We start from the raw sequence: 23,713 nt of genomic DNA, 5'->3' as shown, positions 1-23,713 counted from the left end.
ACGAGGTTATATAAGGAGGGACACACCAACATGGCGAAGCAACTGCCAGATATCGGCGATTATAAATATGGTTTCAAGGATAAAGACGTTTCGATTTTCCGTGCTGGACGCGGTTTAACAAAAGAGATCGTTGAAGAGATTTCACGTATGAAAGAAGAACCACAGTGGATGTTAGACTTCCGTTTAAAATCACTGGATAAGTTCTATGAAATGCCAATGCCACAATGGGGCGGCGACTTAAACGACTTAGATTTCGATGAAATTACGTACTACGTAAAACCATCTGAGAAATCTGAGAAGTCTTGGGATGAAGTACCTGAGGAAATTAAAGCGACATTTGATAAATTAGGTATTCCTGAAGCTGAGCAAAAATATTTAGCTGGTGTATCTGCACAGTACGAATCTGAAGTTGTATACCACAACATGAAAGAAGACCTAGAAGATCTAGGAGTCGTCTTCAAAGATACAGATAGCGCATTAAAAGAGAACGAAGATATTTTCCGTGAGCATTTCGGAAAAGTAATCCCACCAACAGACAACAAATTCTCTGCATTAAACTCTGCAGTTTGGTCTGGTGGATCATTCATCTACGTTCCAAAAGGTATTAAAGTTGATACACCACTTCAAGCGTATTTCCGTATTAACTCTGAAAATATGGGACAATTCGAGCGTACGCTTATCATCGTAGACGAAGGCGCACACGTACACTACGTAGAAGGTTGTACAGCACCTGTTTACACGACTAACTCACTTCATAGTGCGGTAGTAGAAATCATCATTAAGAAAGATGCATATTGCCGTTATACAACAATCCAAAACTGGGCGAACAACGTATACAACCTAGTTACAAAACGTGCGGTTTGTGAAGAAAACGCAACGATGGAATGGATTGACGGTAACATCGGATCTAAATTAACGATGAAATACCCAGCAGTTATCTTAAAAGGCGAAGGCGCTCGTGGTTTAACATTATCTATCGCGATTGCTGGTAAAGGCCAACACCAAGATGCTGGTGCGAAAATGATTCACCTAGCACCAAACACATCTTCAACAATCGTTTCTAAATCGATTGCGAAGCATGGTGGTAAAGTAACTTACCGTGGTATCGTACAATTCGGACCAAAAGCGAAAAACTCTCGTTCTAACATCGAGTGTGACACGTTAATCATGGATAACCAATCTACATCTGATACAATTCCTTATAACGAAATCAAAAACGATTACGTTTCACTTGAGCACGAAGCGAAAGTATCTAAAGTATCAGAAGAACAATTATTCTACCTAATGAGCCGCGGTATTTCTGAGCAAGAAGCTACAGAAATGATCGTAATGGGCTTCATCGAGCCATTCACTCGCGAACTTCCAATGGAATACGCAGTTGAAATGAACCGCCTAATCAAGTTTGAGATGGAAGGTTCTATTGGTTAATATGTAGAATGAAGGAAGCGCCCTGCATGCAGGGCGCTTTTTTGTGTTGGGTAAGCTGGTCTGGTTGGGAAGGGATACCCAGGTGGGTGTTCGGTAAAATATATCAGCGATTTTTCAAATATATCGACCACAACTTGGAATATATCAGCGATTATTCCAATATATCGACGTTTCGACAAGGAATATCGACTTATCAACAAATTACGACATAGCAGAGAGGGCTGTATACCCCGCATCTATACATAAAGCGACCGATTAGAAGTAAGTGAGGCTAAGATACTGACAAACCCAGCAAAGAATCCACAAACTAGAAAAAGTAAAATAAAGTTTTCCATAATAAAAGGACAATCTTTTGCTTTTTCTTATAATGCGAGTACAATGTAGAATAGCAAGAAAAGACGAAAAGTATTTACAGGATTATTGCGTACGTGTAGCGTAAATGGCAGTAAGGAACTGAGAGGAGGTTTTTTCTCTGAATATAAATAAAGAAACGATCATCCACCTTTATCATACAAACGATATACATAGTCATTTTGAAAATTGGCCGCAAATTTCTCGGTTTGTACTAGGGGAGAAAAAGAGAAGACAGGAAGCGGGAGAGACTGTTTTAACTGTGGATATTGGCGATCATGTGGATCGTTTTCATAGTATTTCGGAAGCGACAAATGGACTTGGGAATACGAAGCTTTTAAATGAGGCGTTATATGATTATGTAACGATCGGAAATAATGAAGGAATTACATTGGCGAAAGAGCATTTGAATCGTCTATATGATGATGCTGGGTTTGAGGTGCTCGTAGCGAATTTATTTGAAAAAGAAGGTGTACGTCCGGCGTGGGCGCGGCCTTATAAATTACATACAACGACAGATGGGATTACGATTGCTTTTATTGGATTAACGGTAGCTTATCCAGAGTTTTATGAAATGCTCGATTGGCATATCGAAGATCCAATCATCCATTTAGAATCTATTTTAGAAGAAGTTAAGGATACAGCTCATATTACGGTTGTACTTTCTCATCTTGGAAAAAGTATGGACGAGTATATGGCTGAGCATTATGATATAGATGTTATTTTAGGGGCACATACGCATCATTTATTTGAGCGTGGCGTTCTTGTGGATAATACTTTGCTTTGCTGTTGTGAAAAGTGGGGACATTACGTTGGACATGTTCAGCTTACTGTGGATAAAGAGACGAAGAGACTGGTGAAAAAAGACGGTAGAGCGATTAAGACAGAACGGTTAGGTGCTTATAGCGAGCCGTTATCCACAATTGAAATGCTAAAGGAAGAAAGTAAACAGATAATGGCTGAGCCTGTCGTTCATTTAAAAGAGTCATTGCCGGTTGATTGGTTTAAGGAGACGACGTTTTCTCATATGTTGGCAAGTGCGCTTAAAGAGTGGTGTAATGCGGATGTTGGGATGGTGAATGCTGGTGTACTTCTTGATGGATTAAATGAAGGTGTTGTGACGCGCGGAGATATTCATCGAATTTGTCCACATCCAATTAATCCATGTCTGTTAAAAGTACCAGGGAAAACGTTAAGAGAAGTTATTTTGAAAGCGCGCCGCCCGAATATGGAGAATCTTGAGGTGAAAGGATTCGGATTTCGCGGAAAAGTAATGGGGAAAATGATTTACGATGGGTTGGAAGTGATTCCAGATACGATTCCAGGGAATAAAATTTTACTAGAAGATGTATTGATTAACGGCGAATCGCTGGAATTAGACCGTATATATACGGTAGGAACGATTGATATGTTTACATTCGGATACTTATACCCAGAGCTATCCACACTTTCTGACAAACAATATTATATGCCAGAATTACTTAGAGATGTACTAACAGACATGTTGATAACTTATACATCTTCAGTCAAACTATAGGCTAGTTAACTTGTAACACTCATTTTTCTCTTGTCATAAAGATAAGAAAGAGAGGAGTGTGAACTATGGTTAGTGTAGAGCCAATTATAATTGATAACTATACGTTCATTGCTGTTAGCGTAAAACTTCCGAAGACAAATTTGCTAGCTGTAATGAGCGATAAAGGATATATTATGTGCGGTGCTCTAGATGTAGGTCTTTTAAATGAGAAGTTAGGCGATCGAGGAATTATTGCTGGCCGTGCGGTTGGTGTAAGAACGATTGAACAACTTCTTGAAGCACCGCTGGAATCAGTAACGATTGAAGCCGAGGCTTTAGGCATTCCGGTAGGCACAATCGGAAAAGATGCACTATTAAAAATGAGATAAGCATATATCGTCCCTCCTTCTTGCATAGAAATAATATAAGAAGGAGGGTTTTCTTATGAGCATATTTCGTTCGAAAAATTCGCGGTTTCGAAGGGGACCGATTTCCTTTCGGTATATACTGCTTATTTCGTTTATTATTTTTATCGTAATGGTAGTTCAAGGTTTATGGATTGTGAATAAAAGTATTCAGCCAACGTTAATTAAGTATGGGGAAACAGAGACGCATAAAATGGCAACAGCAGTTATGACGAAAGCGGTAAAAGACCGAATTAATGAAGGGTTTGATGTAGATTCATTAATGAAAGTACAAACGGATAAGAACGGGAAAGTATCTACAATTGATTTAAATACGAAACAAGTAAATGAAATATTAACATCGACTACTGCATACATAGAGAAATATTTACAACAAGTAGAAAAAGGGGATACGAAAGCACTTGGTATTTTTGAAGAGAATGGGGTATCTATGTCAGTTCCTTTTGGGCGCATAACTGATAATGCGCTTCTTGGTAATATAGGACCAGATATTCCGATTAATTTTACGCCAATTGGTCATGTGAATACAGATATTAAACAGCTAGTTGAGCCGCAAGGAATTAATAATACGGCGATCAAAATTATTATGGAAGTGGAAGTGACGTTACAAGTTATGATTCCGTTACGCACGAAAGAAATTAAAGTGAAGCAAAACATTCCGATTGCGACGCGCATCGTTCAAGGTGAAGTGCCTACTTATTACGGAAGTGGCGGAGTTGTTGTACCAGATAAAAAATAACCGTAGCAATTCGCTACGGTTATCGTTTTGTATTTGCTCGTTCTTTTCGTTCCCAAAGGCTTAAATGCATGTATGGATCGAAAGCCCATTCGGTATAGCCATTGTCTTTATACATGCCGAAATGTAAGTGAGGCGGGAACTTTCCAGCTGTACCAGGAGGACCATAACCAGTACTACCGACAAATCCGATTACTTTTCCTGGTTCGACAATTTGTCCGAGCTGTATTTCTTTAGAGAACCCGCCTAAATGAGCGTAATAGTGGTAATTATTATGAAGGTCACGAATACCAATGCGCCATCCACCAAGACGATTCCATCCTTTTGTTTCAATAACGCCATAGCAAGTTGATCGTACTGGTACGCCATATCCAGCAAAAATATCGGTTCCTTCATGAATCCTCCTGCCGCCAAAACTTCTACCAGCACCAAAAGTACTACGATAGCTATGGTCACTGCGAATCGGGAGAGGGAAAGCATTTCCTTCTAAATTAATGCGTCCATAATGTTTATAAATTCGGGCGTATTCTGTAATTAATTCAACTGTTTTTGCACGTCTATAATATTCCCAAAGCATAATGTTAATACGTTCTTCTGACGTTCCTTGTTTCTTTAAAATAGTTGCTGCTGTATACAGAAGATCACGATCGTTATTTGCATTTGCAAATCCATCTTTGTCACCATCTAAACCCATTCCGCCAAATAGAGAAATCGTATGGGGGAGAGTATCATTACTATTAGCAGGTCCAGCCCATATTTCAGGTTTGAAATAAAGGGAAATGATGGCATCTGGTTTTTTCGGAATATCCTTTCTTACGCTCCGTATGTTTCTTTCGTATTGATCCATTGCAGCTAAGTAATACCACGGAATACTTGAAGATTGCTCAGTTTCTTTATATAGTGCCATGCGCTTTTCATATATGCTTTGCTGATTATCTTCACCGTAAGCGATGTTTTGGTGGAGAAGAAAGCAAATCGAAAGCAAAAGAGAAATTTTTCGAAGCATGAAATAGACTCCTTTCACAACATCACTCTTTTTAGTGTGGGATATACGGAGTATTTCATTATAGGGAACGATTGGAAAAAATCTTAGAATCTTCATTTGAGCAAATCGCTTTCATACGTTAGAATAGATATGTTACATTGAAAGAAGCGAACACGGTAAACTATTTCATATTGTGCGGAGTTGATAACCATGACAAAACAAACAGAGTATAAGCGCAAGCCCGAATGGTTGAAAATTAAGTTAAACACGAATGAAAACTATACAGGCTTAAAGAAAATGATGCGTTCTAAAAATCTTCATACAGTTTGTGAAGAGGCGAAATGTCCGAATATTCATGAATGCTGGGCTGTAAGGAAAACAGCAACATTTATGATCTTAGGTGCGGTTTGTACACGTGCTTGTCGTTTTTGTGCGGTTAAAACAGGCTTGCCAACTGAGCTTGATTTACAAGAGCCAGAACGCGTAGCGGATTCTGTAGTACAAATGGGCTTAAAGCACGTTGTTATAACAGCGGTTGCACGTGATGATTTAAAGGACGGCGGAGCAGCTGTTTTTGCTGAAACAGTACGTGCTGTACGTCGTAAAAACCCATTCACATCTATCGAAGTATTACCATCTGATATGGCTGGGGTAGAAGAAAACTTAAAAATGTTAATGGATGCAAAACCAGATATTTTGAACCATAACATTGAAACAGTACGTCGATTATCTAACCGAGTTCGCGCTAGAGCAAAGTATGACCGTTCATTAGAGTTTTTACGTCGAGCAAAAGAAATGCAGCCTGATATTCCAACTAAATCGAGCATTATGGTGGGCTTAGGTGAAACAAGAGAAGATTTAATTGAAGCAATGGATGACTTACGTGCAAACAATGTGGATATTTTAACTCTTGGACAATACCTACAACCATCTAAGAAGCATTTACCAGTTCTTAAATATTACCCACCAGCAGAATTTGCAGAGCTTAAAGAAATTGCACTTAGCAAAGGATTTAGCCACTGTGAAGCTGGCCCACTTGTACGTTCTTCTTATCATGCGGACGAGCAAGTACGTTCTGCGAAAGAAAAAGTAGCAGAAGCGAAATAATGAAAAAGGAGAGCTAATATTAGCTCTCCTTTTTCTTATACTCTAAAACAGTATTTTGACACGTTGATAAAATTCTTTTTAATTCTTCTGTGGATAATTCAATTGTAAATTCAGGTACACCAGGTGTGATTAAAACTTTCTTGTAAGTATAAATCGAACTGTCCACAATAATCGTTACATCTTGTGAATAACCGAAAGGAGCTACACATCCTGGTATGCAACCAGTCTCTTCTCTTAGCTCATCAGGAGAACAGAGAGATAAGCTCTCTCCTGTTATTTCTTTCATCTCTCCTCGGTTGAGGCGAGTTCCCTCTAACGTAAAGAATACGTAATACGCCCCGGCTTTTGATTTTAAAAATAGGCTTTTACTTGGCGTACCTTGTAAGCCGAGCCTTTCACGAACGATGCGATCAGTCTCATAGTCAAGTACTGGTTCGTGTTCAAATTTTTCATAAGAAGCATTTGTTTTATGTAGTAAAGAAAGTACGTCTTCGTACATATTGAATGATACCCCTCTCTATGTTTTACTGCAGCCCTAGCATATCTTCTCGCAGTGTCAACTGAATGTATTGGAAAGGGATATTACTTGGATGGCGCTTCCCATAATCGTTTTATGATAGATTGTTCATCAAGTGTAATTTCATAAATATCAGGATTCGTTAAACTTTTCCATTCGTCAAAGCCAATAGTATGATCAAAGTGCTTTAAAATTAATGTGAGTAAGTTGCCGTGTGTAACGAGTAATGTTGTTTCATGCTCTAGTGTTAAAACTTCCTGAATAAGTGAGGTGGCGCGATCCATCGCTTGTTTTGTTGACTCTCCGCCCGAAAAGGCAATATCTATATTGGTAAAAGTGTATTCTAGTTTTTGAAGCCAATCATCCATTGAAACAGTACTTAATATACGTTCTGCTAACCGTTCATCTTCTTGAATAGATAAATTAGCTTGGAGGGCATATGGCCGAATAGAATCGATAGCTCGGACAAATGGGCTTGAAATAATATGATCTATTTGTAGATGATTGGCTATGAGGAATGTAGCAACGGTGTTTGATTGGTCTCTTCCTATGTTTGTTAATTCGGCATTGCGCTCTTGTCCAGTTGCTGAACAATGCCTGATTACAATAATTTTCTTCATATTTCATCCCCATCTTTCAAGTTGACGATATATACTTCGACAAATGTGGAAAAAATTCCTTTTTATTGGAAAGGGCATAGTGATCTAAGTCTGTGGAAAAGTAATGTGGATAAATCAAAATTTGAGGTGCAATTATGAAAAAAATGATATGTATTGTATTCAGTGTTTGTTTTCTCATACAATTGTCCACAGCATATGCACAATCCAATCAAGAATTAGAATATCCGAGCAATCAAAATAAATCATTCGTTAGTGGGGATGTGTTTTATGAACAGTTAGATAAGAAGGTCTATAAGGAATACAAAAATGCGGCGTATAGTGTTCGAAAGAAAATTTTATGGAAAGAAGTACAAGATGCAGAATTTACCTTCCGACAAAAAACAGCTGTCGGCTGTCGAAGTAGAGTGGTGATTCAAGATTCGTTTGTTCATCCAGATCGCCAAGTTTATTTTTTTGGATCCTTTTCTCAAGATGAAGTAGATGAGTTGCATAAATATATCGTTATAGATGCAGAAACAAAGAAGGAACTTCGAGGTGGCCGAAGTTATCACTGTTACGAAAATCCACATAAAAAATAAACCACCAAAATTGGTGGTTTATTTTTACTCTGAAGCACTCACTAATTTCTCTTTCATTTTACGAATAAGAATGAAACCACCAATCGCGAAGAGAAGAGTAATTCCTTCTGCGACAAAGATGTTAATCATTTTTGTTTGGTAAAGTGCTGCGAAAAAGTCTACAAGTGCGTGGAATAGTATAGCGTATGCGAGGAAAATGTATTTCTTTTGTTTTACCGCGTATACGACAAGCATTGTGAAGGCAATTTGCAGTACTAATGCCATAATTCTTTCTAGGCTACCAAGTAAGTATAAATAGGCAGGTTGCTCTATTAACAAGTCCTTGATATGGCTCAGTTGTGGGTATTGTTCAACCATTTGAGCGAAGCTACCATTGTTAATAGATGTTGCAAAGGTAAGAGTTTGAAGCCCAGCGAATCCGCCGACTAAAATCGATTCAATACCGCCGTGTCCAATTCCGTACGCAAGACCGTCCTTATAATCTCGATATTTTTTCAGTAAGTAGTAAAAGGCAACGAAACGACCTAGTTCTTCAAAAATACCAGCAGTCAACCCACCATATATTGCGAAAATAAATGGGTTTTCTAAAATTGGGCCTATTGTTGGATTTCCGCGCATGAATAATTGGAATGGTGTTTCGAGAATTTGGGTAAACCCGATAAAGATAAGGACACCAACCCCAACTATTTTCCAATTAATATGATATTTCTTGCGGAAATAAACGAGTACAATAATTGGAATCAAAATCGAGAGAATGAGCTGAATTGTGATGCTGGCAATTACAGTATTTGAAACCATACTTTCACCGCTTTCTAATATATGTACATATCTATTATGCATGAAATATAGGCGAGATGAAACTTTTAGCAATAAAATGAATTTACTTATTGACTCTAACGTTGCGTCATACTTTATCGTATGTATTAAGGGGGAGATATGCATGACAATGAGGGTAAAAGAAGTAGCTAATTTAGTTGGAATTAGTGTGCGCACACTGCATCATTACGATGAAATTGGGTTGCTAACCCCAGACGAGACGACAGAGTCTGGATATCGTCTGTATTCCAATGAAAATTTAGAAACGTTGCAGCAAATTTTATTTTTTAAAGAGCTTGGCTTCCCTTTAAAGAAGATTAAGGAGATTATCATGAGTCCTTCATTCGACCGTGAAGAGGCATTACAGCTTCATAAGAAAATGCTTCTTGAAAAGCGGGCTAGATTGGATAAAGTGATAGCGACGATTAATAAAACAATTCAGCATACAAAAGGAGAGATTGAGATGACGAATAAAGAGAAATTTGAAGGATTTGATTTTAGTCATAATCCGTATGAAGAAGAAGCACGTGAACGATGGGGAGATGAGGCTGTAGATAAAGCGAATAAAACAGCGAAGGGGATGTCTACAGAGAAACAGGAGGAGTTTAATAATATTTACAGAAAGCTAGCAACACTTCGAAATGGAGCACCGGATTCTAAAGAGGCGCAAGAAGCAATCGGGGTATGGTACGATTACTTGCAAAACTTCGGTGAATATTCATTAGAGGCCTTTAAGGGACTCGGTCAAATGTATGTTGCTGATGAGCGCTTTACGAAAAATATTGATAAGTTTGGTGAAGGTTTAGCGCAGTTTATGTGTGATGCGATGGAGGTTTATGCGGATCGTAAGAAATAGTAAAAAGGTGGATGTTTTCTCCACCTTTTTATTTTTTTATCATATTATTTAAAGTTTGATCCCCCGTATTATTCAAATGAGGATTTTTGCTCATTTCACGTTTTAACATATCAAGACTTTGTTCATATTCTTTATCGTTTAAGCTACCAGATTGGAGACCTTGAATTTGAGAAATCAACTTTTGGTTTGTTGATACATATGCTTTATAATAGCGAGGGACGATGGACAAAGCTGTTTTATATACTTGATCTGTTACGAGTTTCGGATCCGTTGTGTTTGCACGGTATACAACGAACACTTCGTCGTCGGTAACGAGTGTAGCGGCATTGGTGACGTCAGGAAGTTTGACTGTCATGCTTGTAATCATTTCGGCGACTTTCTCACGGTTAATAGCGCCTACTTGTTTGTTAGATACTTCATGCTTCTGTTTAGAAGAATAACCGACTCTCGTGAGTCTTGTATTGGTGTTTTCCGTATGATACATGTCGTTTTTGTTGGAAACAAGAACACGACTTCCTTCTTCACGCTCCATTTCGGCTTTATTAGTTGATTGGCAGCCTGCAAATAAGGAAAGAGTGAGAAGAGAGAGGATAATTTGCTTTTTCACGATGTATCACCTCCTTCTCCATAGCATGCACTAATTTTCAATTTTTTGTATTTGAAATTGTTGGTTGTTATGCTTTGTGATACGATAAAAAGAAGAATGCTTAGAGAGGAAGTTCATAATGGAGCAAAAGCAAGAGATTCATACTACGGTGAGCGTTAATAATGTTCAGTACGAAGTAATTAAAAACTTTCGTGACGGTTTTAGTGAAGAAGCATTTAAAGAGCGCTATGCAGAAATTTTAAATAAATATGATTATATCGTTGGAGACTGGGGTTATGAGCAACTTAGATTGCGTGGATTCTTTGATGATAGTAATCAACGTTCGACATATGATACGAAAATTAGTACTTTATCGGAGTATTTATACGAGTACTGTAACTTCGGTTGTGCACACTTTGTATTACGAAAAGTGAAGAAATAAAAAAATCCTCTTACGATTGTAAGAGGATTTTTTCATAGCAGTTGTACCAATTATGAGGAGGATGTTTACTTTTGAAATAAACAGCACCTCGGCAAATATAATTGTTTTTTTCATATAGGCCTAATGAAACAGGATTACCTGTAAAGCAATCTAGGCGTATTCCAGTGTAGGTGTTTTGTGTTGCTTCGTTTTCCCAAAAGGATAATAGTACTTTACTATATCCTTTGCCTTGCGCGAGCGGGTGGACGACAAAAGAGTGGACGATGAGAAAGCGTCCGTCTGTTTCTGACCAATCAATCAATTTGTATTCTGGAGACTGTGCTTCGTTTAAGACAACAGCGCCGACAAGTACTTGGTCTTGGAATAGACAATATAATTCGTCTTGTTCTAAATGATAGGAAATGTGTTCTCGCGTCGGATAAGAATCATCCCATTGATAAATTTGGTTCTGTAAGAGTGCTTCTTTGCATGCTGTATACATTACATCTAAGTCATTCAATAAATCAATCGTACCTTTTCTCACCTTTAACATGGGAGTCCTCCTTACAAACAAATTGAAATGTAATCACCTTCAGAAAGCGTTTTGTTTGGTTTCATTTGTTGTCCATTTAGTTGGATAGCTCCATTTTTAATTTTATCCACAATGATGGTACGGCTCCAATCTGAAATATATGTGGATAACACTTTATCAATTCGGTGGGAACCAAAAACTATGTCTAATACGATTGTTATTTCGGCTATACCACTTTCTTTGTATTGTGTAATGGAAATGGTAGTACTTGTTTCAGTTTGTTCTTGCTGAGCCATATCGACAGTTTCGACGTGATCAGTAAATGATTTATAAATGTGAAGCTTTTGGTTCCACGTATGATCTTTCGGACATTTATAAATTGCAAATCGGTATATGTTTTTTCCATTTGCGTTATGCCTGCGAATGTTCGTATCAGTAAAAAGGGTAGTACGTCTGCAATTCTTACAATATTTTTCGATTGTGGATAACTCGTTTTCATATAAACTCCAAGAAAGTTGTACTTTCTGCATTTTCCTTCACCTCTTATATTAGTGGCAAAGGAACGTAATACAGCTATTTGGATGTCTTGTAGTATGAAGACATGAGAAGTAGACAAAAATAAAAGGAGATTCCCCCAAGAGGAACCTCCGTAAACATCATACTACAGATGCGTTACGTTCCTTTGTAATGGGAATGGTCAGACTACTCCCTTGAAAAAGCACGGTGCTTTTTTGAGAGTAATGCTATCCAATTGCTGATCCACTACAAAGTAAATGTTGGCATACGTAGATAACGTCCTTTCTATCCAAATAGATTTGTTCATAAGTATAACACATAAGATTGAAAATTCAAAATTCAATCTGTAAAAAAACACCAGCTAAAATAGCTGGTGTATAAGATAAATTATATAAGTTCAAATAAAAATGAGCGTAATTCTTCTGCATTTTCTTCAGACATCGAAAATGCATGCTCTAAGTAGCCTGGTTCGTTTAAATCGTCAGGACCGATGATAGCAAATTTGTTGCTCTGCATATCAAGGACTATCGTTTTACCGTAATGACGATCGGAGTATAGAAGCGCTAAATCATGACGCTCATTTTCCCCCAGAAAGCTAACGAAACGAGTTTTTGTAGCGACAGTATCGTCGTACAGAAAGAAACGTTCTTCCATACACATGGCTCCTTTATTAAATATCTAAGTTTAAGTGTGGTTTATGGTCTAAATGGTGGTGTGTTTTAATAAATCGTACCGTTCTTGTTTTGTAACGCATAACGATAGAATATGTTTCAGCTAAATCGCCACCTAGGAATTTCACGCCGTCTAATAACTCACCAGCAGATACACCTGTTGCTGAGAAGATTGCGTCATCACCAGATACTAAGTCATCTAACATAAGAAGTTGACGAGGATCTTCTAATCCCATTTCACGACAACGAGCTTCTTCTTCTTCGTTCATTGGAACTAAGCGAGCTTGCATTTCACCTTCAAGGCATTTTAATGCTGCTGCAGAAATAACGCCTTCTGGAGCTCCGCCTACACCTACGAATAAGTCGATACCTGTTCCAGGTAAAGCTGTAGCGATTGATGCACCAACATCTCCATCACCAAATAATTTTACGCGTGCACCTTTTGCACGAACACGGTCAATAATATCTTGATGACGTTCACGTTCTTGGATGATAACCGTTAGGTCACGAATTTTTTTATTGTTTGCTTCTGCTACAATATCAATTGTTTTTTCAATTGGATCATCTAAGCTAATTTTACCAGCTGCTTTTGGACCAACCGCGATTTTTTCCATGTACATATCCGGAGCATGAAGAAGGTTTCCTTTATCTGCGATTGCGATAACTGCCATTGCATTTGCAAGGCCTTTCGCAACGATGTTTGTACCTTCTAACGGGTCAACGGCGATATCTACTTCTGGACCGTTACCTGTTCCTAGTTCTTCACCAATATACAACATCGGTGCTTCATCAAGTTCTCCTTCACCGATTACAACTGTACCTGCCATGTTTACTGAATCGAACATATCACGCATAGCTGTAGTTGCTGCATCATCTGCTTCGTTTTTCTTTCCGCGGCCCATCCACTGTGCGGATGCTAAGGCTGCTGCTTCTGTTACACGGACAATTTCTAGTGCGAGTTCACGTTCCAAGGTTGCATTCCTCCAATTTCAAAAATCATACAAATATAACTATAACAAATAACGAGGAAAAGGTGAATTCGAAAAATTGTCGATTTTTTCAGAAGAAAGCGTTACAATTAAAATGTAAATGCTTTAATTTCCAGGTAGGTGACATTCATGTACTTCGTAGACAGAAAGAAAATAGAACAAATGCTAGTATGTTTAGAACGAGCAACAAATACATTTCAAGAGAAAAAGACATATGAAACCGAGTTTGAATTTTACGCATTAGAGCGCATGGCGCATCTTATTATCGATTGTATATTAGATGTAGGGAATGCGATGATTGATGGATTTATTATGCGCGATCCAGGAAGTTACGAAGATATTATTGATATTTTAATGGACGAGAGAGTTATAAGTGGAGAAGAGGGAGCGCATATTAAAGAAATTATTCTTCTTCGAAAAATGCTTACGCAAGATTATATTCAAATGAATCATGATGAATTATATAAGACGATTCAAAAACATATCGCCGTGGTAGAGAAATACCCAGCGAATATTCACAGTTATTTAGAAAAGGAATTAGGGCCTGTATCTGCATTTGTACCAGAATAATTGTGCTTATAAGATCCCCGGGGATTCCTTTGGGGATCTTATATTGTATATGAGAAAAGGGAGAAGGGCGAGTTATGGGGCAAGCACGTACGACGAAAGAAGAGATTGTACAATTGTTGAAGGTAAAGGGCGAGCATACTGTAGCAGAATTAGCCGAAGCTTTAGAAATTACGGAAATGGCAATTCGAAGGCATTTAAGTAATCTTGAGAAAGATGAGCTAATTTATTCAAAGATGGTAAGGCAGCATGTTGGACGACCAACATATTTGTATGGATTAAGTCAAAAGGGAGAAGATACATTCCCGAAAGAATATAAGCAGTTTGCTATTGAAATACTAGATGATTTAGCTCGAATGGGCGATGAAAAAATGCTTCGTTACGTTTTACAAGCGAGAACGAAACGAATGGAAGAGCAGTTGCAAAAGAAGATAAGTAATCAAAGTAATTTAGCGTATAAAGTACAGGAAATAGCTGCTATGCAAGAGAAAAATGGTTATATGGTTCAAATAAAGAGAGATGGGGAGCGCTCTTTCATACTTGAAAAGCAAAACTGTCCGTTAAAGGAAATAGCGGAGAAATTCCCGCAAGTGTGTGAAGATGAAAAAGATATGTACAAGCGGTTATTTACAGGTGCAAATGTGAAAACGTTAACGAACATGTGCGTGGGCGATTGTAATTGTTCGTATCAAATAAAAGAGAAAAAATGAACGTTATGGGACGCTTTAGGGTAAAGCGTTTTTTTCTTTTGAAAAAGGGGTTAATATAAGAGTGGTATGATAGGTGAGAACGTTAGCATAGAAGGAGAGACAAATAGATGTATAAAGGTTATTTAATTGACTTAGACGGTACGATGTATCGCGGAGAAGAACAAATTGAAGAAGCAAGCGACTTCGTAAAAGCATTAGGAGAACGTGGTATTCCATATTTATTCGTTACAAATAACTCAACTCGTAAACCAGAACAAGTTGCAGAAAAACTTGTTCGTTTCGATATTCCAGCGAAAGCGGAGCAAGTATTCACAACGAGCATGGCTACAGCGAACTTTATTTATGAGCGTAAACAAGATGCAACTGTATATATGATTGGTGAAGAGGGCTTACATGCTGCTCTTGTGGAAAAAGGATTTGAAATTGTGGATGAAAATCCTGATTTCGTCGTTGTTGGTTTAGATCGCGATATCACATATGAAAAGTTAGCAAAAGCATGTCTTGCTGTGCGTAACGGTGCAACGTTTATTTCAACAAATGGGGATATCGCAATTCCGACCGAGCGCGGATTATTACCGGGTAACGGTTCATTAACATCAGTTGTAGCAGTATCAACAGGTGTGGATCCAATCTTTATTGGAAAACCAGAATCAATCATTATGGAACAAGCGTTAAAAGTGCTTGGCATAGAAAAAGAAGAAGCATTAATGGTTGGGGATAACTACGATACAGATATTTTAGCGGGGATAAATGCTGGTATGCATACCCTTATTGTCCACACTGGAGTAACAACTGTGGAGAAGTTAACAGAATATGAAGTACAACCGACGCAAGTTGTGCATAACTTGACGGAGTGGATTGAGAAGATGTAATGAAAGGCAGGTAACCGGAGCGGTTGCCTGTTTTTTTATGCACAATTGCATATGTACTATAGGGATATAAAATGTAAAATTTACATGTAATGATATGAAAGGGAGGGAATAAGAGTGTACTGGATGTCATGTATTATGTTTATTTTTACATTATGTGTTTTGTTCTTTGTTCTATGGAAGATATATAAAATAAATGATATGAAAAAAAGTGCTGGAAAACTTATTGCAACATATCCTCGGGTGAAGCGACGTTGGATTGCATTACTTGGACCAGCGTACTTCATCGGGCAATGTATATATATATATGCTCAGTACATAAGTGGTGATATTGGTACAGTTGAACAGTTTCTCGTTCAGTTAGGTATTCATGCTGTAGCAAGTTGTTTTATGACTTTAATAGCTATCCATCTTATTAAAAGTATACAAATATATGAAAAAGGTGTAATAGACGGATTGAACTTTTATTCATACGAAGAATTAAAAGGCTATAAAACATCAACATGGGAAAATCCAAAAGAAAATATATTTTTATATCGCGGGCGAGAAAAAATGAATGACAATGTAAATTTACTTATTAGACAGGAAGATATGAATGAATTAGAAAGCATTCTTCAAAGATATATCCCGAAATTGATAATGAAATAAAAACTCCGGTTGTTATGAACTGTACCCCGAATCATGGACACTTAAAAAAAGCCCCATGATTCGGGGTTTTTGTGTATTTTTATCAAAAAACCTCGTTATAATGGAACCAACGATAGAAATGAGGTACGGAGAATGAGTAAAATTATTTTTAACGAAATTCAAATGAAACAGCTAGAAAAAAATAAAAATGTATTAAAAGCGTCGGACCGTTCGATTAGCTATTGTTCAGATTTCAAAGTAAGAGCGGTAAAAGAAAATCAACAAGGAAAAGGTCCTAGCCAAATCTTTTTAGAGAATGGGTTTGACTTAGCTGTGATTGGTGAGAAGAAGCCAAAACAATGCTTGAAACGTTGGCGAAGAACCTTTGAACAATTTGGTGAGGAAGGCTTTTATACAGAACGCCGTGGGAAAGGAAGCACGGGACGCCCTTCGGAAAAACCCCTCTCTTCTGATGAAAAATTAAAGAAAGCGGAAGCACGTATTGCGTTTTTAGAAGCGGAATTGACATTCCTAAAAAAGTTAGACGAACTCGAAAGGCAGGCGTTACAGAAGAAGCGTTAACACCACGAGAAACATACACACTGATTGAACAAACCATACGTCGATTCCAATTCCCACGTATGGTGCGTTACCTTTGCACACTGACTGGGGTAAGTCGGAGTGGATACTATGCGTGGCTTCATCAGACAGATAAACAGCTGGAAAAAGAACGCAATGATGAAACAGATTATGAATGGATCCAAGAAATTTTTAATCGAAAAGGGAAAACATGTGGTGGTCGTTCTATCAAAATGGTGTTGGAAAAGACAAAAGGAATTTGTATGAATCTCAAGCGTATTTACCGTATTATGCGTAAATATAACCTTGTGACAAAGATTCGCCGAGCGAATCCTTATAAACACATCGCAAAAGCGACACAAGAACATAAAACATGTCCGAACCTTTTAAAACGCCAATTCAATCAAGAAGAGCCTGAAAAAAGTATGTTAACGGATATTACCTATTTATTTTATGGAAAAGGAAAGAAGGCTTATTTATCATGTGTAAAAGACAGCGCAACACGAGAGATTTTAGCCTATCATGTCTCTTCCTCTTTACGAATGGATATCGTCTATCAAACATTAGATAACTTGAAAGAGAGATTAGGAGAAGTCATTCATCCTGAAGCGCTTCTACATTCAGACCAAGGTATTCATTATACACACCCTGAATTTCAGAAACGTGTAAGAGAAATGGGGATCAGACAATCTATGTCCCGTAGGGGCAATTGTTTAGACAATGCACCAATGGAATCCTTTTTTGGTCATATGAAAGATGAATTAGATTATAAAGATTGTCAAACCTTTGAATCCCTTGAGCTCAACATAAAGGATTATATGGAGGAGTATAATTATAATCGTTATCAGTGGACATTAAAAAAGATGGCTCCGATCGAATATCGGAATCACCTTTTAAGTGCTTGATTTTTCAGGGCTTTTTTATTAAACTGTCCATTTTATAGGGTACAGTTCATTATAACCGGAGTTTTTTTATTAAAACGCACGATTCACTACGTCTTTAACTTCTTCAAGATATTGTTTACGTACACTGTCATCTACAGAAGGAACACTTGTATAGAATGTATGCTCAATTGTTTCAATGCCCGTAAATTCAAAAATACCAGCATCAGTTGTTTTTTTCATTGCATCAAACATACCGCCTGCTGTGTATACTTCTTTCGAATTTCCCATCGTAGATAATAACAATCCCTTTTTTCCGCTTAATAACTTTTCAATACCATTCTCACTGTAAGCATAAGCGAAGCCGTGGCTAAATACACGGTCAACGTATCCTTTTAAAATAGCAGGAAGACCAGCCCACCAAACTGGGTAAATGAATGTAATACTATCAGCCCAAGAGATATGCTCTTGTTCTTCTTTAATATCTTCTGGTGTATTTCCTTGAGAAAATGAGATGAAATCGGAAGCACCTAATACTGGATTGAAGTTTAATTCGTATAAATCACGAACGCGTACTTCATGACCTTTTCCTTCTAATTCACTTTTTACAGTTTCTAAAATTGCATGATTGAAGCTTTCTGTATTCGGGTGTGTATAAACGATTACATGTTTCATTGTTCTTCCTCCTAATTGTGGATATGTGAATAGTTTTTATATATTCGTGTAACTATTATGGTTACTTTTTTTACGAGAGTCAATTTTTCTGACGTGAGAAATAAAGTGAAATTTTAATCGGTGGGGGGTGTCCATCCCGCACTGATTATTTGCTCACACTAATCGGGCACTTACTGCCGGTTAATATAAATGTTAGTATATGACAAAAAAATACAAAATAGTAGGAAATTTTCATTTCGAATAGAATATATAGATTGGTAAATAGAAAGAGAAGGGGATATAGGGATGAATATTATTGAAATTGAAAGGTTAGAAAAATCGTTTGATATTGGGGATAGTAAAGTAAAAATCTTAAAAGATATTAATCTTCAAATTCAAAAAGGAGATTTTGTTTGTATTATGGGGGCAAGTGGATCGGGTAAAACGACCTTACTTCAGTTGTTAGGTGGATTAGATATTCCATCAGTAGGTAGTATTCGAGTTGATGGTACGGAGATTTCAACATTAAAAGAAAAAGAGCTCGCTTTATTTAGAAGGCATAAAATCGGTTTTATTTTTCAACAGTTTAATTTAATTCCAGTGTTTAATGCGGAGGAAAATGTAGGTCTGCCTTTACTATTAGATAATGTTTCGCAAAAGAAGGCAACGGTGACAGCAAATCGTTTATTAGAGCTCGTTGGATTGAAAGGAAAAGAAAAGCATTTACCAGCACAGTTATCAGGTGGGCAACAGCAAAGGGTTGCGATAGCAAGAGCTTTTGCAAATGAGCCAGCCATTATATTAGCGGATGAACCAACAGGGGCATTAGATTCAGAAAATAGCAAAAATATAATCGCGGCCCTTCGTAATGCATGTGATGAATTAGGACAAACAGCTGTCATTGTAACGCACGATCCATTCGTAGCAGCCCATGCAGATAAAGTTGTTTTCTTACTAGATGGTGAAGTGATTCACGAACATGCAGAGAGTAAAGGATGGAAATTCCGTAATATTCAGCAGCAAGTTACTCACATTCAAGAAATTATGAATCATCACTTTAAAGTAGGAGGTAAAGGTGATGCGCTGGGTAATTAAGTATGCGGTGAAATCAATGAAACAAAATTGGTTAGGAAATATGTTGATTGCCCTTGGAGCAGCGTTAGGTGTTATGTTAGCGACTATGTTATTACTAGGTAATCAATCAGTCGAGCAAAGTGTGAAGGAACAAGTAGTAAGTCGTTATGGAGATTATAATTTGCAATTTGGATATATAAAAAATGATATGTATTTAAATAATGAAAGTTTAAAAGGGATAGATGGCTTAGAAAACGCTGAAAAAATATCAAAAGTACTTATACCGTATCCTTTACCAAATTATAAAGAGCTATCAGGAAAGCCATCTTATTGGGGGGTTGAGCAAGATTCTCCAGAAATGCGTTCTTATAAAGTTGCAGAAGGACGATATCCGAAAGAAGGTGCTGAAGTAGCGCTGACAAAAGGGTATACAGACCGTGAAAATATACGTGTAGGAGATATGATCAAACTGCCGTTTCCGCCGCATGGAGAAAAGACTGTTAAAGTTGTCGGGATTTTGAATCCACCTTTAATGGCGGCAATGGGGCATGGTTCTTATTTTCCAATTAGTTGGCTTCAAAAAGAACTGAATCTACAAAATCAATTCAATCTCGTTCAAGTGAAAGCACAGGATGTAAATGTGAAAAGGGCAATTGCTCTTGATGTAAATAAGAAGCTTGAAAATATAAAGGTAGATCAACGTACATATGTAGATAAGGCGTTTGAACGACTAAATGTGATGAAGCCATTGATTTTTAGTTTAGGTGGTATTGCCTTATTTGTTGTAGCACTTTTAATAATGGGAAGCTTTTTCTTATCTGTTAGAAGTCGATTTAAGCAATGGGCGTTACTGCGTGCGCTTGGTAGTAATCCAAATCAAATCATATTGGTCGTTTTATTAGAGGCTTTATGCATTGGAGCAATTGGATCCCTGGCAGGTATTATTCTTGGAGCGAGTACGCACACAATTGCGGCATCTTTCATTAATAAGTGGGTGAATGTCGAGAGCACAGGGCAAGAGTCATTCTCCATTTCAGGTGAGATTTTACTCATTACGTTTTTATTAGGTATTATTATGTCTGTCATAGGAGCGATTATACCAGCTTTTATGGTCAGAAAGATTCCTCCAGTTCAAGCACTCAGGCCAGGTCTTCCTAGTAATGAGAAAAAAGAAAAAAGATGGAGTGTTTTTAGTTGTAGCATTTTAATCATTGGTACTGTCATTGGACTAGCGGGTAACGTATTAGAACAGTATGTCGGTTTTAATCCAAGTGCGATTGGAGCACTTTTATTTGCAGTTGGTTTGTTATTTGCGATTCCGCTATTTATTCGTATAATAGCGCCAGTTATTGCGAAACCTTTGCAAATGATATTTCGAATTGAAACGACGATTAGTAGTCGAAATGTAATTCGTTATCGTAATAAGGCTGCTGTTTCAGTTGCTATATTAGCATTTGGTTTTATGTTAGCACTTGTTGGAACAATGTATGTAAACTCTATGTATGAAGGTACGAAGAAAGGATTACAAAAGCATTTACCAGCGGATTTAGTAGTACGTGTACCGATGGAGTCGCAAGGAATTGAGGTTCTACCGTTTAGTTGGATGGAGAAGATTAAAAAAGTTGACGGTGTAGAAGCAAGTGTAGGGAATGCTACTGATTTCACAGCAAAACTTATAAATTATGACTTTAAAAAAGCTAATCAAGAATGGTATGAACATGTGAAAAAAAATAATCTTAACTATGACTCAATGGAAGTTATAGGTAATGATATTGTAGCGTATCAGAAAGTAACGAAGGCAAAAGTGATTTCAGGGGAAAATTTAAATAAGCCATTACAAGATGGTGAAGGAGTCGTTACGAAAGAAACGGCTAAAAATTTAGGGATTCAGTTACATGATACGATTGAAGTACAAGGGAAAGGGAAAGAAAAACAAACGATTAAAGTCGTTTCGATTATTGAGCAAGGATTAAGGCTAAGAGGATCAGATATTTTTGTGAATGAACAATGGGCCCGAGATAAGTTTCATGTACAAGGATATGAAGCGATTCAAATTATGACAAATTCTAATCAATCATTTGAAGAGATTAAGAAACAAGTAAAACAAATTACAAATAATAAAGATAACGTAGAGGTTATTAACAGCTATGATTTATTGAAAGAGCAGGAGCAGTTATTATCGCAAATGATGATGTTAATTCGCTTATTAGTTGTAATCGTTTTTATTATTTCAGGTATAGGACTAATGAATGCAATTGTTGCAAGTTTACATGAAAGACGTGCTGAAATTAGTATGATTCGTGCGGTAGGAGCTATTCCGAAGCAAATGAGACGGATTGTTTTATTAGAGGGCACTTTACTTGGAGCGATAGCTGGTTGTATTGGGGTTTTAGGTGGAATTGTATTTAGTTATATTGTGTTATCAAGCTTAGAGTTAACGGTTATTATCATTCCGTATAATCAAGTTTTAATATTGGCACTAGCTAGCATTATACTCGGAGCAGGAGCAGCAATGATTGCTTCATTACAATTAAGAAAGTTTAAATTGAGTGACACTTTAAAGGAGTTATCAGCATAAAAGATTACTATACTCCGCTCATACAAAGTACAAAGAAGACGAATAAAATGATGACAATACCAATTCCAAAGTTAAATACAAGAGTACTATCCATATATGTAACCTCCTTGTTTGAAAGTAAAAAGCACTCTGGCTGGAGTGCTTTTTACTATCCGAATCTGTCGCAACGAACACCGCACGTATAGAAAGGGAATAATGTGTTTAAGAGTTATATTAATTTATGCATTTATTTTGTAAATGAGCAGGTCCTTCTCAGGTATAGAAAAAAAGACACTCTTTCGAGTATCTTTCATGATGACAACATGTGCCAATTGCTTGAATTTGATAAGACGTTAATTTTCCGGTTAACGGTCTTTCTTAATCAAGAAGTGTAACAACAGCGATTCAAATAAATTTTAGCATTTTTTAAATGGGTGTGCGCATGCAATTATGCATATTGTAATTAGAGGGAAAGTGAATGTGAAAAATGAATGAGTAAATATATATAGAATATTTGATGAGGAGCGAGAGGAATGGAAATACATAAATTAACAGAGGAAGAAGCGAATGAGATAAATATGTGGACGTATGAGGAACCGTACAATTTATATAGCTTTTCAGGAGATGCTGAAGTAATAGAAGAGTTGCTAGATGGGACGTATTACGGTTGTTGTGATGAGAAGGGAGAATTTATCGGCTATTTTTGTTTTGGAGAAAATGCACAAGTTCCAGGCGGAAGAGATGCCAATTTATATGCGGGAGAAGATGTTGTAGATATCGGACTTGGAATGAAGCCGGATTTGACAGGGAAAGGGATGGGGGAAATATTTTTTCAAGCGGGAATAGCATTTGCTACTGAGGAATTGAATTCGAAAATGTTTCGACTGAGTGTAGCGACATTCAATAAGAGAGCGATTAGGCTATATAAAAACATTGGATTTCAAGTAGGACCTGTTTTTTGGATCCGTGGAAGAGAGTTTATGCTGATGGAATATGAAAGGCCGTCAGTATGAAACTGACGGCCTAGACACGTTACTCTGAATGCTCAGCACGGTGCGCTAAACGGCTTGAAGCAGCGGCAGCGATTCCACCAACGATATCATCAAGGAATGTGTGCACCTTTCCAGTTGATTTATCATTTAAGTATTCTAAAATACCTGGTTTTAATTTATCGATATATCCAAAGTTCGTGAAGCCAATTGACCCATATACGTTAACGATTGAAAGTGCGATGACTTCATCGATTCCATATAGTCCTTCATCGCGTTTTACGATATCTTGTAACGGTTGACTTAATAGTCCTTTTTCAGCAAGGACATCAAGTTCAATGCCTGTAATAAGTGCGTTTTGTACTTCTCGTTTTGATAGTACACGCTCAACGTTATAGCGACATTCTGACATCTCTAAATTTGCATGGTATTTCTTTTGAAGAAAATGAACAAGATCAGCAATATCGTCAATTGTTACACCGCGTTCTTGTAATAGTTGTAATGCTCTTTCTTGTAGTTGATTTGAGTCTTTCATGTTTATCACCTTTTTTTCTTT

General features: G+C 37.3%; 27 protein-coding genes. 16 read left to right on the top strand and 11 right to left on the bottom strand.

Annotated elements, in window-relative coordinates; genetic code table 11:
* Positions 1 to 30: 30 nt before the first annotated feature.
* The 4 genes from sufB to yunB all read left to right on the top strand — a co-directional run bounded on the left by sufB (position 31) and on the right by yunB (position 4,459).
* Entirely contained in the window at positions 31 to 1,428 is a 1,398-nt protein-coding gene (sufB, locus tag MHI07_RS23465) for a Fe-S cluster assembly protein SufB (RefSeq protein ID WP_002015928.1), read from the top strand.
* Between the two features lie 472 nt (positions 1,429 to 1,900).
* Complete coding sequence (locus MHI07_RS23460; protein ID WP_206775165.1) at positions 1,901 to 3,316, top strand: 5'-nucleotidase C-terminal domain-containing protein; 1,416 nt, start codon at positions 1,901 to 1,903, stop codon at positions 3,314 to 3,316.
* A 65-nt stretch (positions 3,317 to 3,381) separates the two neighbouring features.
* Positions 3,382 to 3,684 (top strand): YunC family protein, encoded by a 303-nt coding sequence (locus MHI07_RS23455; protein ID WP_002191088.1) that lies wholly within the window; start codon positions 3,382 to 3,384, stop codon positions 3,682 to 3,684.
* A 55-nt stretch (positions 3,685 to 3,739) separates the two neighbouring features.
* On the top strand, positions 3,740 to 4,459 hold the full coding sequence (yunB, locus tag MHI07_RS23450; protein ID WP_016106534.1) for a sporulation protein YunB: 720 nt from the start codon (positions 3,740 to 3,742) through the stop codon (positions 4,457 to 4,459).
* A gap of 19 nt (positions 4,460 to 4,478) precedes the next feature.
* Here yunB and MHI07_RS23445 read toward each other — a convergent pair whose 3' ends face one another.
* Positions 4,479 to 5,462: a M23 family metallopeptidase gene (locus MHI07_RS23445; protein ID WP_199715686.1), complete on the bottom strand. Its 984-nt coding sequence runs from the start codon at positions 5,460 to 5,462 to the stop codon at positions 4,479 to 4,481.
* Between the two features lie 189 nt (positions 5,463 to 5,651).
* On the opposite strand from MHI07_RS23445, the gene lipA reads away from it, so the two are divergent.
* The gene (gene lipA, locus MHI07_RS23440) at positions 5,652 to 6,548 is read left to right on the top strand and encodes a lipoyl synthase (protein ID WP_002112653.1); all 897 of its coding nucleotides are present in this window, start codon (positions 5,652 to 5,654) and stop codon (positions 6,546 to 6,548) included.
* Positions 6,549 to 6,567: 19 nt separating this feature from the next.
* Here the strand turns inward: lipA and MHI07_RS23435 are convergent, their stop codons facing one another.
* The gene (locus MHI07_RS23435) at positions 6,568 to 7,047 is read right to left on the bottom strand and encodes a YbaK/EbsC family protein (protein ID WP_078173451.1); all 480 of its coding nucleotides are present in this window, start codon (positions 7,045 to 7,047) and stop codon (positions 6,568 to 6,570) included.
* An 83-nt stretch (positions 7,048 to 7,130) separates the two neighbouring features.
* A complete protein-coding gene (locus MHI07_RS23430; protein ID WP_340826568.1) occupies positions 7,131 to 7,685 on the bottom strand; it encodes a histidine phosphatase family protein in 555 nt (184 codons plus the stop codon).
* Positions 7,686 to 7,819: 134 nt separating this feature from the next.
* On the opposite strand from MHI07_RS23430, the gene MHI07_RS23425 reads away from it, so the two are divergent.
* Entirely contained in the window at positions 7,820 to 8,263 is a 444-nt protein-coding gene (locus MHI07_RS23425) for a hypothetical protein (RefSeq protein ID WP_340826567.1), read from the top strand.
* A gap of 24 nt (positions 8,264 to 8,287) precedes the next feature.
* Here the strand turns inward: MHI07_RS23425 and MHI07_RS23420 are convergent, their stop codons facing one another.
* A complete protein-coding gene (locus tag MHI07_RS23420; RefSeq protein ID WP_340826566.1) occupies positions 8,288 to 9,103 on the bottom strand; it encodes a YhfC family intramembrane metalloprotease in 816 nt (271 codons plus the stop codon).
* 100 nt (positions 9,104 to 9,203) lie between these two features.
* Here MHI07_RS23420 and MHI07_RS23415 point away from each other — a divergent pair, with 100 nt between their 5' ends.
* On the top strand, positions 9,204 to 9,935 hold the full coding sequence (locus MHI07_RS23415; protein WP_000178786.1) for a MerR family transcriptional regulator: 732 nt from the start codon (positions 9,204 to 9,206) through the stop codon (positions 9,933 to 9,935).
* A 28-nt stretch (positions 9,936 to 9,963) separates the two neighbouring features.
* On the opposite strand, the gene MHI07_RS23410 is transcribed toward MHI07_RS23415, so the two are convergent.
* The gene (locus MHI07_RS23410) at positions 9,964 to 10,542 is read right to left on the bottom strand and encodes a YhcN/YlaJ family sporulation lipoprotein (RefSeq protein ID WP_002112644.1); all 579 of its coding nucleotides are present in this window, start codon (positions 10,540 to 10,542) and stop codon (positions 9,964 to 9,966) included.
* A gap of 118 nt (positions 10,543 to 10,660) precedes the next feature.
* Here MHI07_RS23410 and MHI07_RS23405 point away from each other — a divergent pair, with 118 nt between their 5' ends.
* Complete coding sequence (locus tag MHI07_RS23405; protein ID WP_000435944.1) at positions 10,661 to 10,963, top strand: YutD family protein; 303 nt, start codon at positions 10,661 to 10,663, stop codon at positions 10,961 to 10,963.
* A gap of 10 nt (positions 10,964 to 10,973) precedes the next feature.
* Here MHI07_RS23405 and MHI07_RS23400 read toward each other — a convergent pair whose 3' ends face one another.
* The 4 genes from MHI07_RS23400 to glpX form a co-directional block, all read right to left on the bottom strand.
* Positions 10,974 to 11,495, bottom strand: a complete 522-nt coding sequence (locus MHI07_RS23400; RefSeq protein ID WP_340826565.1) for a GNAT family N-acetyltransferase — start codon at positions 11,493 to 11,495, stop codon at positions 10,974 to 10,976.
* Between the two features lie 11 nt (positions 11,496 to 11,506).
* Positions 11,507 to 12,004, bottom strand: a complete 498-nt coding sequence (locus MHI07_RS23395; protein ID WP_340826564.1) for a cytoplasmic protein — start codon at positions 12,002 to 12,004, stop codon at positions 11,507 to 11,509.
* A 373-nt stretch (positions 12,005 to 12,377) separates the two neighbouring features.
* Positions 12,378 to 12,644: a DUF3055 domain-containing protein gene (locus MHI07_RS23390; RefSeq protein WP_002112635.1), complete on the bottom strand. Its 267-nt coding sequence runs from the start codon at positions 12,642 to 12,644 to the stop codon at positions 12,378 to 12,380.
* Positions 12,645 to 12,660: 16 nt separating this feature from the next.
* Positions 12,661 to 13,632, bottom strand: coding sequence for a class II fructose-bisphosphatase (gene glpX, locus MHI07_RS23385; RefSeq protein ID WP_002015911.1), 972 nt, complete (start codon positions 13,630 to 13,632; stop codon positions 12,661 to 12,663).
* A 147-nt stretch (positions 13,633 to 13,779) separates the two neighbouring features.
* On the opposite strand from glpX, the gene MHI07_RS23380 reads away from it, so the two are divergent.
* The 5 genes from MHI07_RS23380 to MHI07_RS23360 all read left to right on the top strand — a co-directional run bounded on the left by MHI07_RS23380 (position 13,780) and on the right by MHI07_RS23360 (position 17,907).
* Complete coding sequence (locus MHI07_RS23380) at positions 13,780 to 14,220, top strand: DUF86 domain-containing protein (protein WP_002015910.1); 441 nt, start codon at positions 13,780 to 13,782, stop codon at positions 14,218 to 14,220.
* 74 nt (positions 14,221 to 14,294) lie between these two features.
* Positions 14,295 to 14,927: a helix-turn-helix transcriptional regulator gene (locus MHI07_RS23375; RefSeq protein ID WP_131232287.1), complete on the top strand. Its 633-nt coding sequence runs from the start codon at positions 14,295 to 14,297 to the stop codon at positions 14,925 to 14,927.
* Between the two features lie 107 nt (positions 14,928 to 15,034).
* Complete coding sequence (locus MHI07_RS23370) at positions 15,035 to 15,799, top strand: TIGR01457 family HAD-type hydrolase (protein WP_002145071.1); 765 nt, start codon at positions 15,035 to 15,037, stop codon at positions 15,797 to 15,799.
* Between the two features lie 114 nt (positions 15,800 to 15,913).
* Positions 15,914 to 16,444 carry an iron ABC transporter substrate-binding protein gene (locus MHI07_RS23365; RefSeq protein ID WP_340826563.1) on the top strand — a complete coding sequence of 177 codons (531 nt, stop codon included), beginning with the start codon at positions 15,914 to 15,916 and terminating at the stop codon, positions 16,442 to 16,444.
* A gap of 132 nt (positions 16,445 to 16,576) precedes the next feature.
* Positions 16,577 to 17,907, top strand: a protein-coding gene (locus tag MHI07_RS23360) for an IS3 family transposase (protein WP_340822743.1) whose coding sequence is annotated in 2 segments (ribosomal slippage) — positions 16,577 to 16,964 and positions 16,964 to 17,907 — 1,332 coding nt in all. Because the reading frame shifts where the segments join, the coding sequence is not laid out codon by codon here.
* Between the two features lie 69 nt (positions 17,908 to 17,976).
* Here MHI07_RS23360 and MHI07_RS23355 read toward each other — a convergent pair.
* Positions 17,977 to 18,558 carry an NAD(P)H-dependent oxidoreductase gene (locus MHI07_RS23355; protein ID WP_215569390.1) on the bottom strand — a complete coding sequence of 194 codons (582 nt, stop codon included), beginning with the start codon at positions 18,556 to 18,558 and terminating at the stop codon, positions 17,977 to 17,979.
* Positions 18,559 to 18,843: 285 nt separating this feature from the next.
* Here MHI07_RS23355 and MHI07_RS23350 point away from each other — a divergent pair, with 285 nt between their 5' ends.
* The 3 genes from MHI07_RS23350 to MHI07_RS23340 all read left to right on the top strand — a co-directional run bounded on the left by MHI07_RS23350 (position 18,844) and on the right by MHI07_RS23340 (position 23,181).
* Positions 18,844 to 19,632, top strand: a complete 789-nt coding sequence (locus MHI07_RS23350) for an ABC transporter ATP-binding protein (protein ID WP_340826562.1) — start codon at positions 18,844 to 18,846, stop codon at positions 19,630 to 19,632.
* Complete coding sequence (locus MHI07_RS23345; protein WP_340826561.1) at positions 19,616 to 22,189, top strand: FtsX-like permease family protein; 2,574 nt, start codon at positions 19,616 to 19,618, stop codon at positions 22,187 to 22,189. Before MHI07_RS23350 ends, MHI07_RS23345 begins: the two co-directional genes overlap by 17 nt.
* A gap of 512 nt (positions 22,190 to 22,701) precedes the next feature.
* Positions 22,702 to 23,181: a GNAT family N-acetyltransferase gene (locus tag MHI07_RS23340; protein WP_340826560.1), complete on the top strand. Its 480-nt coding sequence runs from the start codon at positions 22,702 to 22,704 to the stop codon at positions 23,179 to 23,181.
* A gap of 19 nt (positions 23,182 to 23,200) precedes the next feature.
* Here the strand turns inward: MHI07_RS23340 and MHI07_RS23335 are convergent, their stop codons facing one another.
* A complete protein-coding gene (locus MHI07_RS23335) occupies positions 23,201 to 23,692 on the bottom strand; it encodes a phosphatidylglycerophosphatase A family protein (protein ID WP_078179370.1) in 492 nt (163 codons plus the stop codon).
* Positions 23,693 to 23,713 lie beyond the last annotated feature (21 nt).

The sequence above is a fragment of the Bacillus sp. FSL H8-0545 genome, from assembly GCF_038006105.1.
Taxonomy (GTDB): Bacteria; Bacillota; Bacilli; order Bacillales; family Bacillaceae_G; genus Bacillus_A; species Bacillus_A cereus_U.
Note: the sequence above shows the minus strand (reverse complement) of the source record. Positions and strands in the feature narration are given on the sequence as shown.

Bases quoted from the DNA above. Each gene is read 5' to 3' on its own strand.
- MHI07_RS23390 (WP_002112635.1), bottom strand. From the start codon at position 12,644: ATGGAAGAACGTTTCTTTCTGTACGACGATACTGTCGCTACAAAAACT.
- MHI07_RS23380 (WP_002015910.1), top strand. From the start codon at position 13,780: ATGTACTTCGTAGACAGAAAGAAAATAGAACAAATGCTAGTATGTTTA.
- MHI07_RS23375 (WP_131232287.1), top strand. From the start codon at position 14,295: ATGGGGCAAGCACGTACGACGAAAGAAGAGATTGTACAATTGTTGAAG.
- MHI07_RS23395 (WP_340826564.1), bottom strand. From the start codon at position 12,004: ATGCAGAAAGTACAACTTTCTTGGAGTTTATATGAAAACGAGTTATCC.
- MHI07_RS23345 (WP_340826561.1), top strand. From the start codon at position 19,616: ATGCGCTGGGTAATTAAGTATGCGGTGAAATCAATGAAACAAAATTGG.
- MHI07_RS23430 (WP_340826568.1), bottom strand. From the start codon at position 7,685: ATGAAGAAAATTATTGTAATCAGGCATTGTTCAGCAACTGGACAAGAG.
- lipA (WP_002112653.1), top strand. From the start codon at position 5,652: ATGACAAAACAAACAGAGTATAAGCGCAAGCCCGAATGGTTGAAAATT.
- MHI07_RS23425 (WP_340826567.1), top strand. From the start codon at position 7,820: ATGAAAAAAATGATATGTATTGTATTCAGTGTTTGTTTTCTCATACAA.
- MHI07_RS23335 (WP_078179370.1), bottom strand. From the start codon at position 23,692: ATGAAAGACTCAAATCAACTACAAGAAAGAGCATTACAACTATTACAA.
- sufB (WP_002015928.1), top strand. From the start codon at position 31: ATGGCGAAGCAACTGCCAGATATCGGCGATTATAAATATGGTTTCAAG.
- MHI07_RS23415 (WP_000178786.1), top strand. From the start codon at position 9,204: ATGACAATGAGGGTAAAAGAAGTAGCTAATTTAGTTGGAATTAGTGTG.
- MHI07_RS23435 (WP_078173451.1), bottom strand. From the start codon at position 7,047: ATGTACGAAGACGTACTTTCTTTACTACATAAAACAAATGCTTCTTAT.
- MHI07_RS23355 (WP_215569390.1), bottom strand. From the start codon at position 18,558: ATGAAACATGTAATCGTTTATACACACCCGAATACAGAAAGCTTCAAT.
- MHI07_RS23455 (WP_002191088.1), top strand. From the start codon at position 3,382: ATGGTTAGTGTAGAGCCAATTATAATTGATAACTATACGTTCATTGCT.
- MHI07_RS23400 (WP_340826565.1), bottom strand. From the start codon at position 11,495: ATGTTAAAGGTGAGAAAAGGTACGATTGATTTATTGAATGACTTAGAT.
- MHI07_RS23340 (WP_340826560.1), top strand. From the start codon at position 22,702: ATGGAAATACATAAATTAACAGAGGAAGAAGCGAATGAGATAAATATG.
- yunB (WP_016106534.1), top strand. From the start codon at position 3,740: ATGAGCATATTTCGTTCGAAAAATTCGCGGTTTCGAAGGGGACCGATT.
- MHI07_RS23405 (WP_000435944.1), top strand. From the start codon at position 10,661: ATGGAGCAAAAGCAAGAGATTCATACTACGGTGAGCGTTAATAATGTT.
- MHI07_RS23420 (WP_340826566.1), bottom strand. From the start codon at position 9,103: ATGCATAATAGATATGTACATATATTAGAAAGCGGTGAAAGTATGGTT.
- MHI07_RS23445 (WP_199715686.1), bottom strand. From the start codon at position 5,462: ATGCTTCGAAAAATTTCTCTTTTGCTTTCGATTTGCTTTCTTCTCCAC.
- MHI07_RS23350 (WP_340826562.1), top strand. From the start codon at position 18,844: ATGAATATTATTGAAATTGAAAGGTTAGAAAAATCGTTTGATATTGGG.
- MHI07_RS23370 (WP_002145071.1), top strand. From the start codon at position 15,035: ATGTATAAAGGTTATTTAATTGACTTAGACGGTACGATGTATCGCGGA.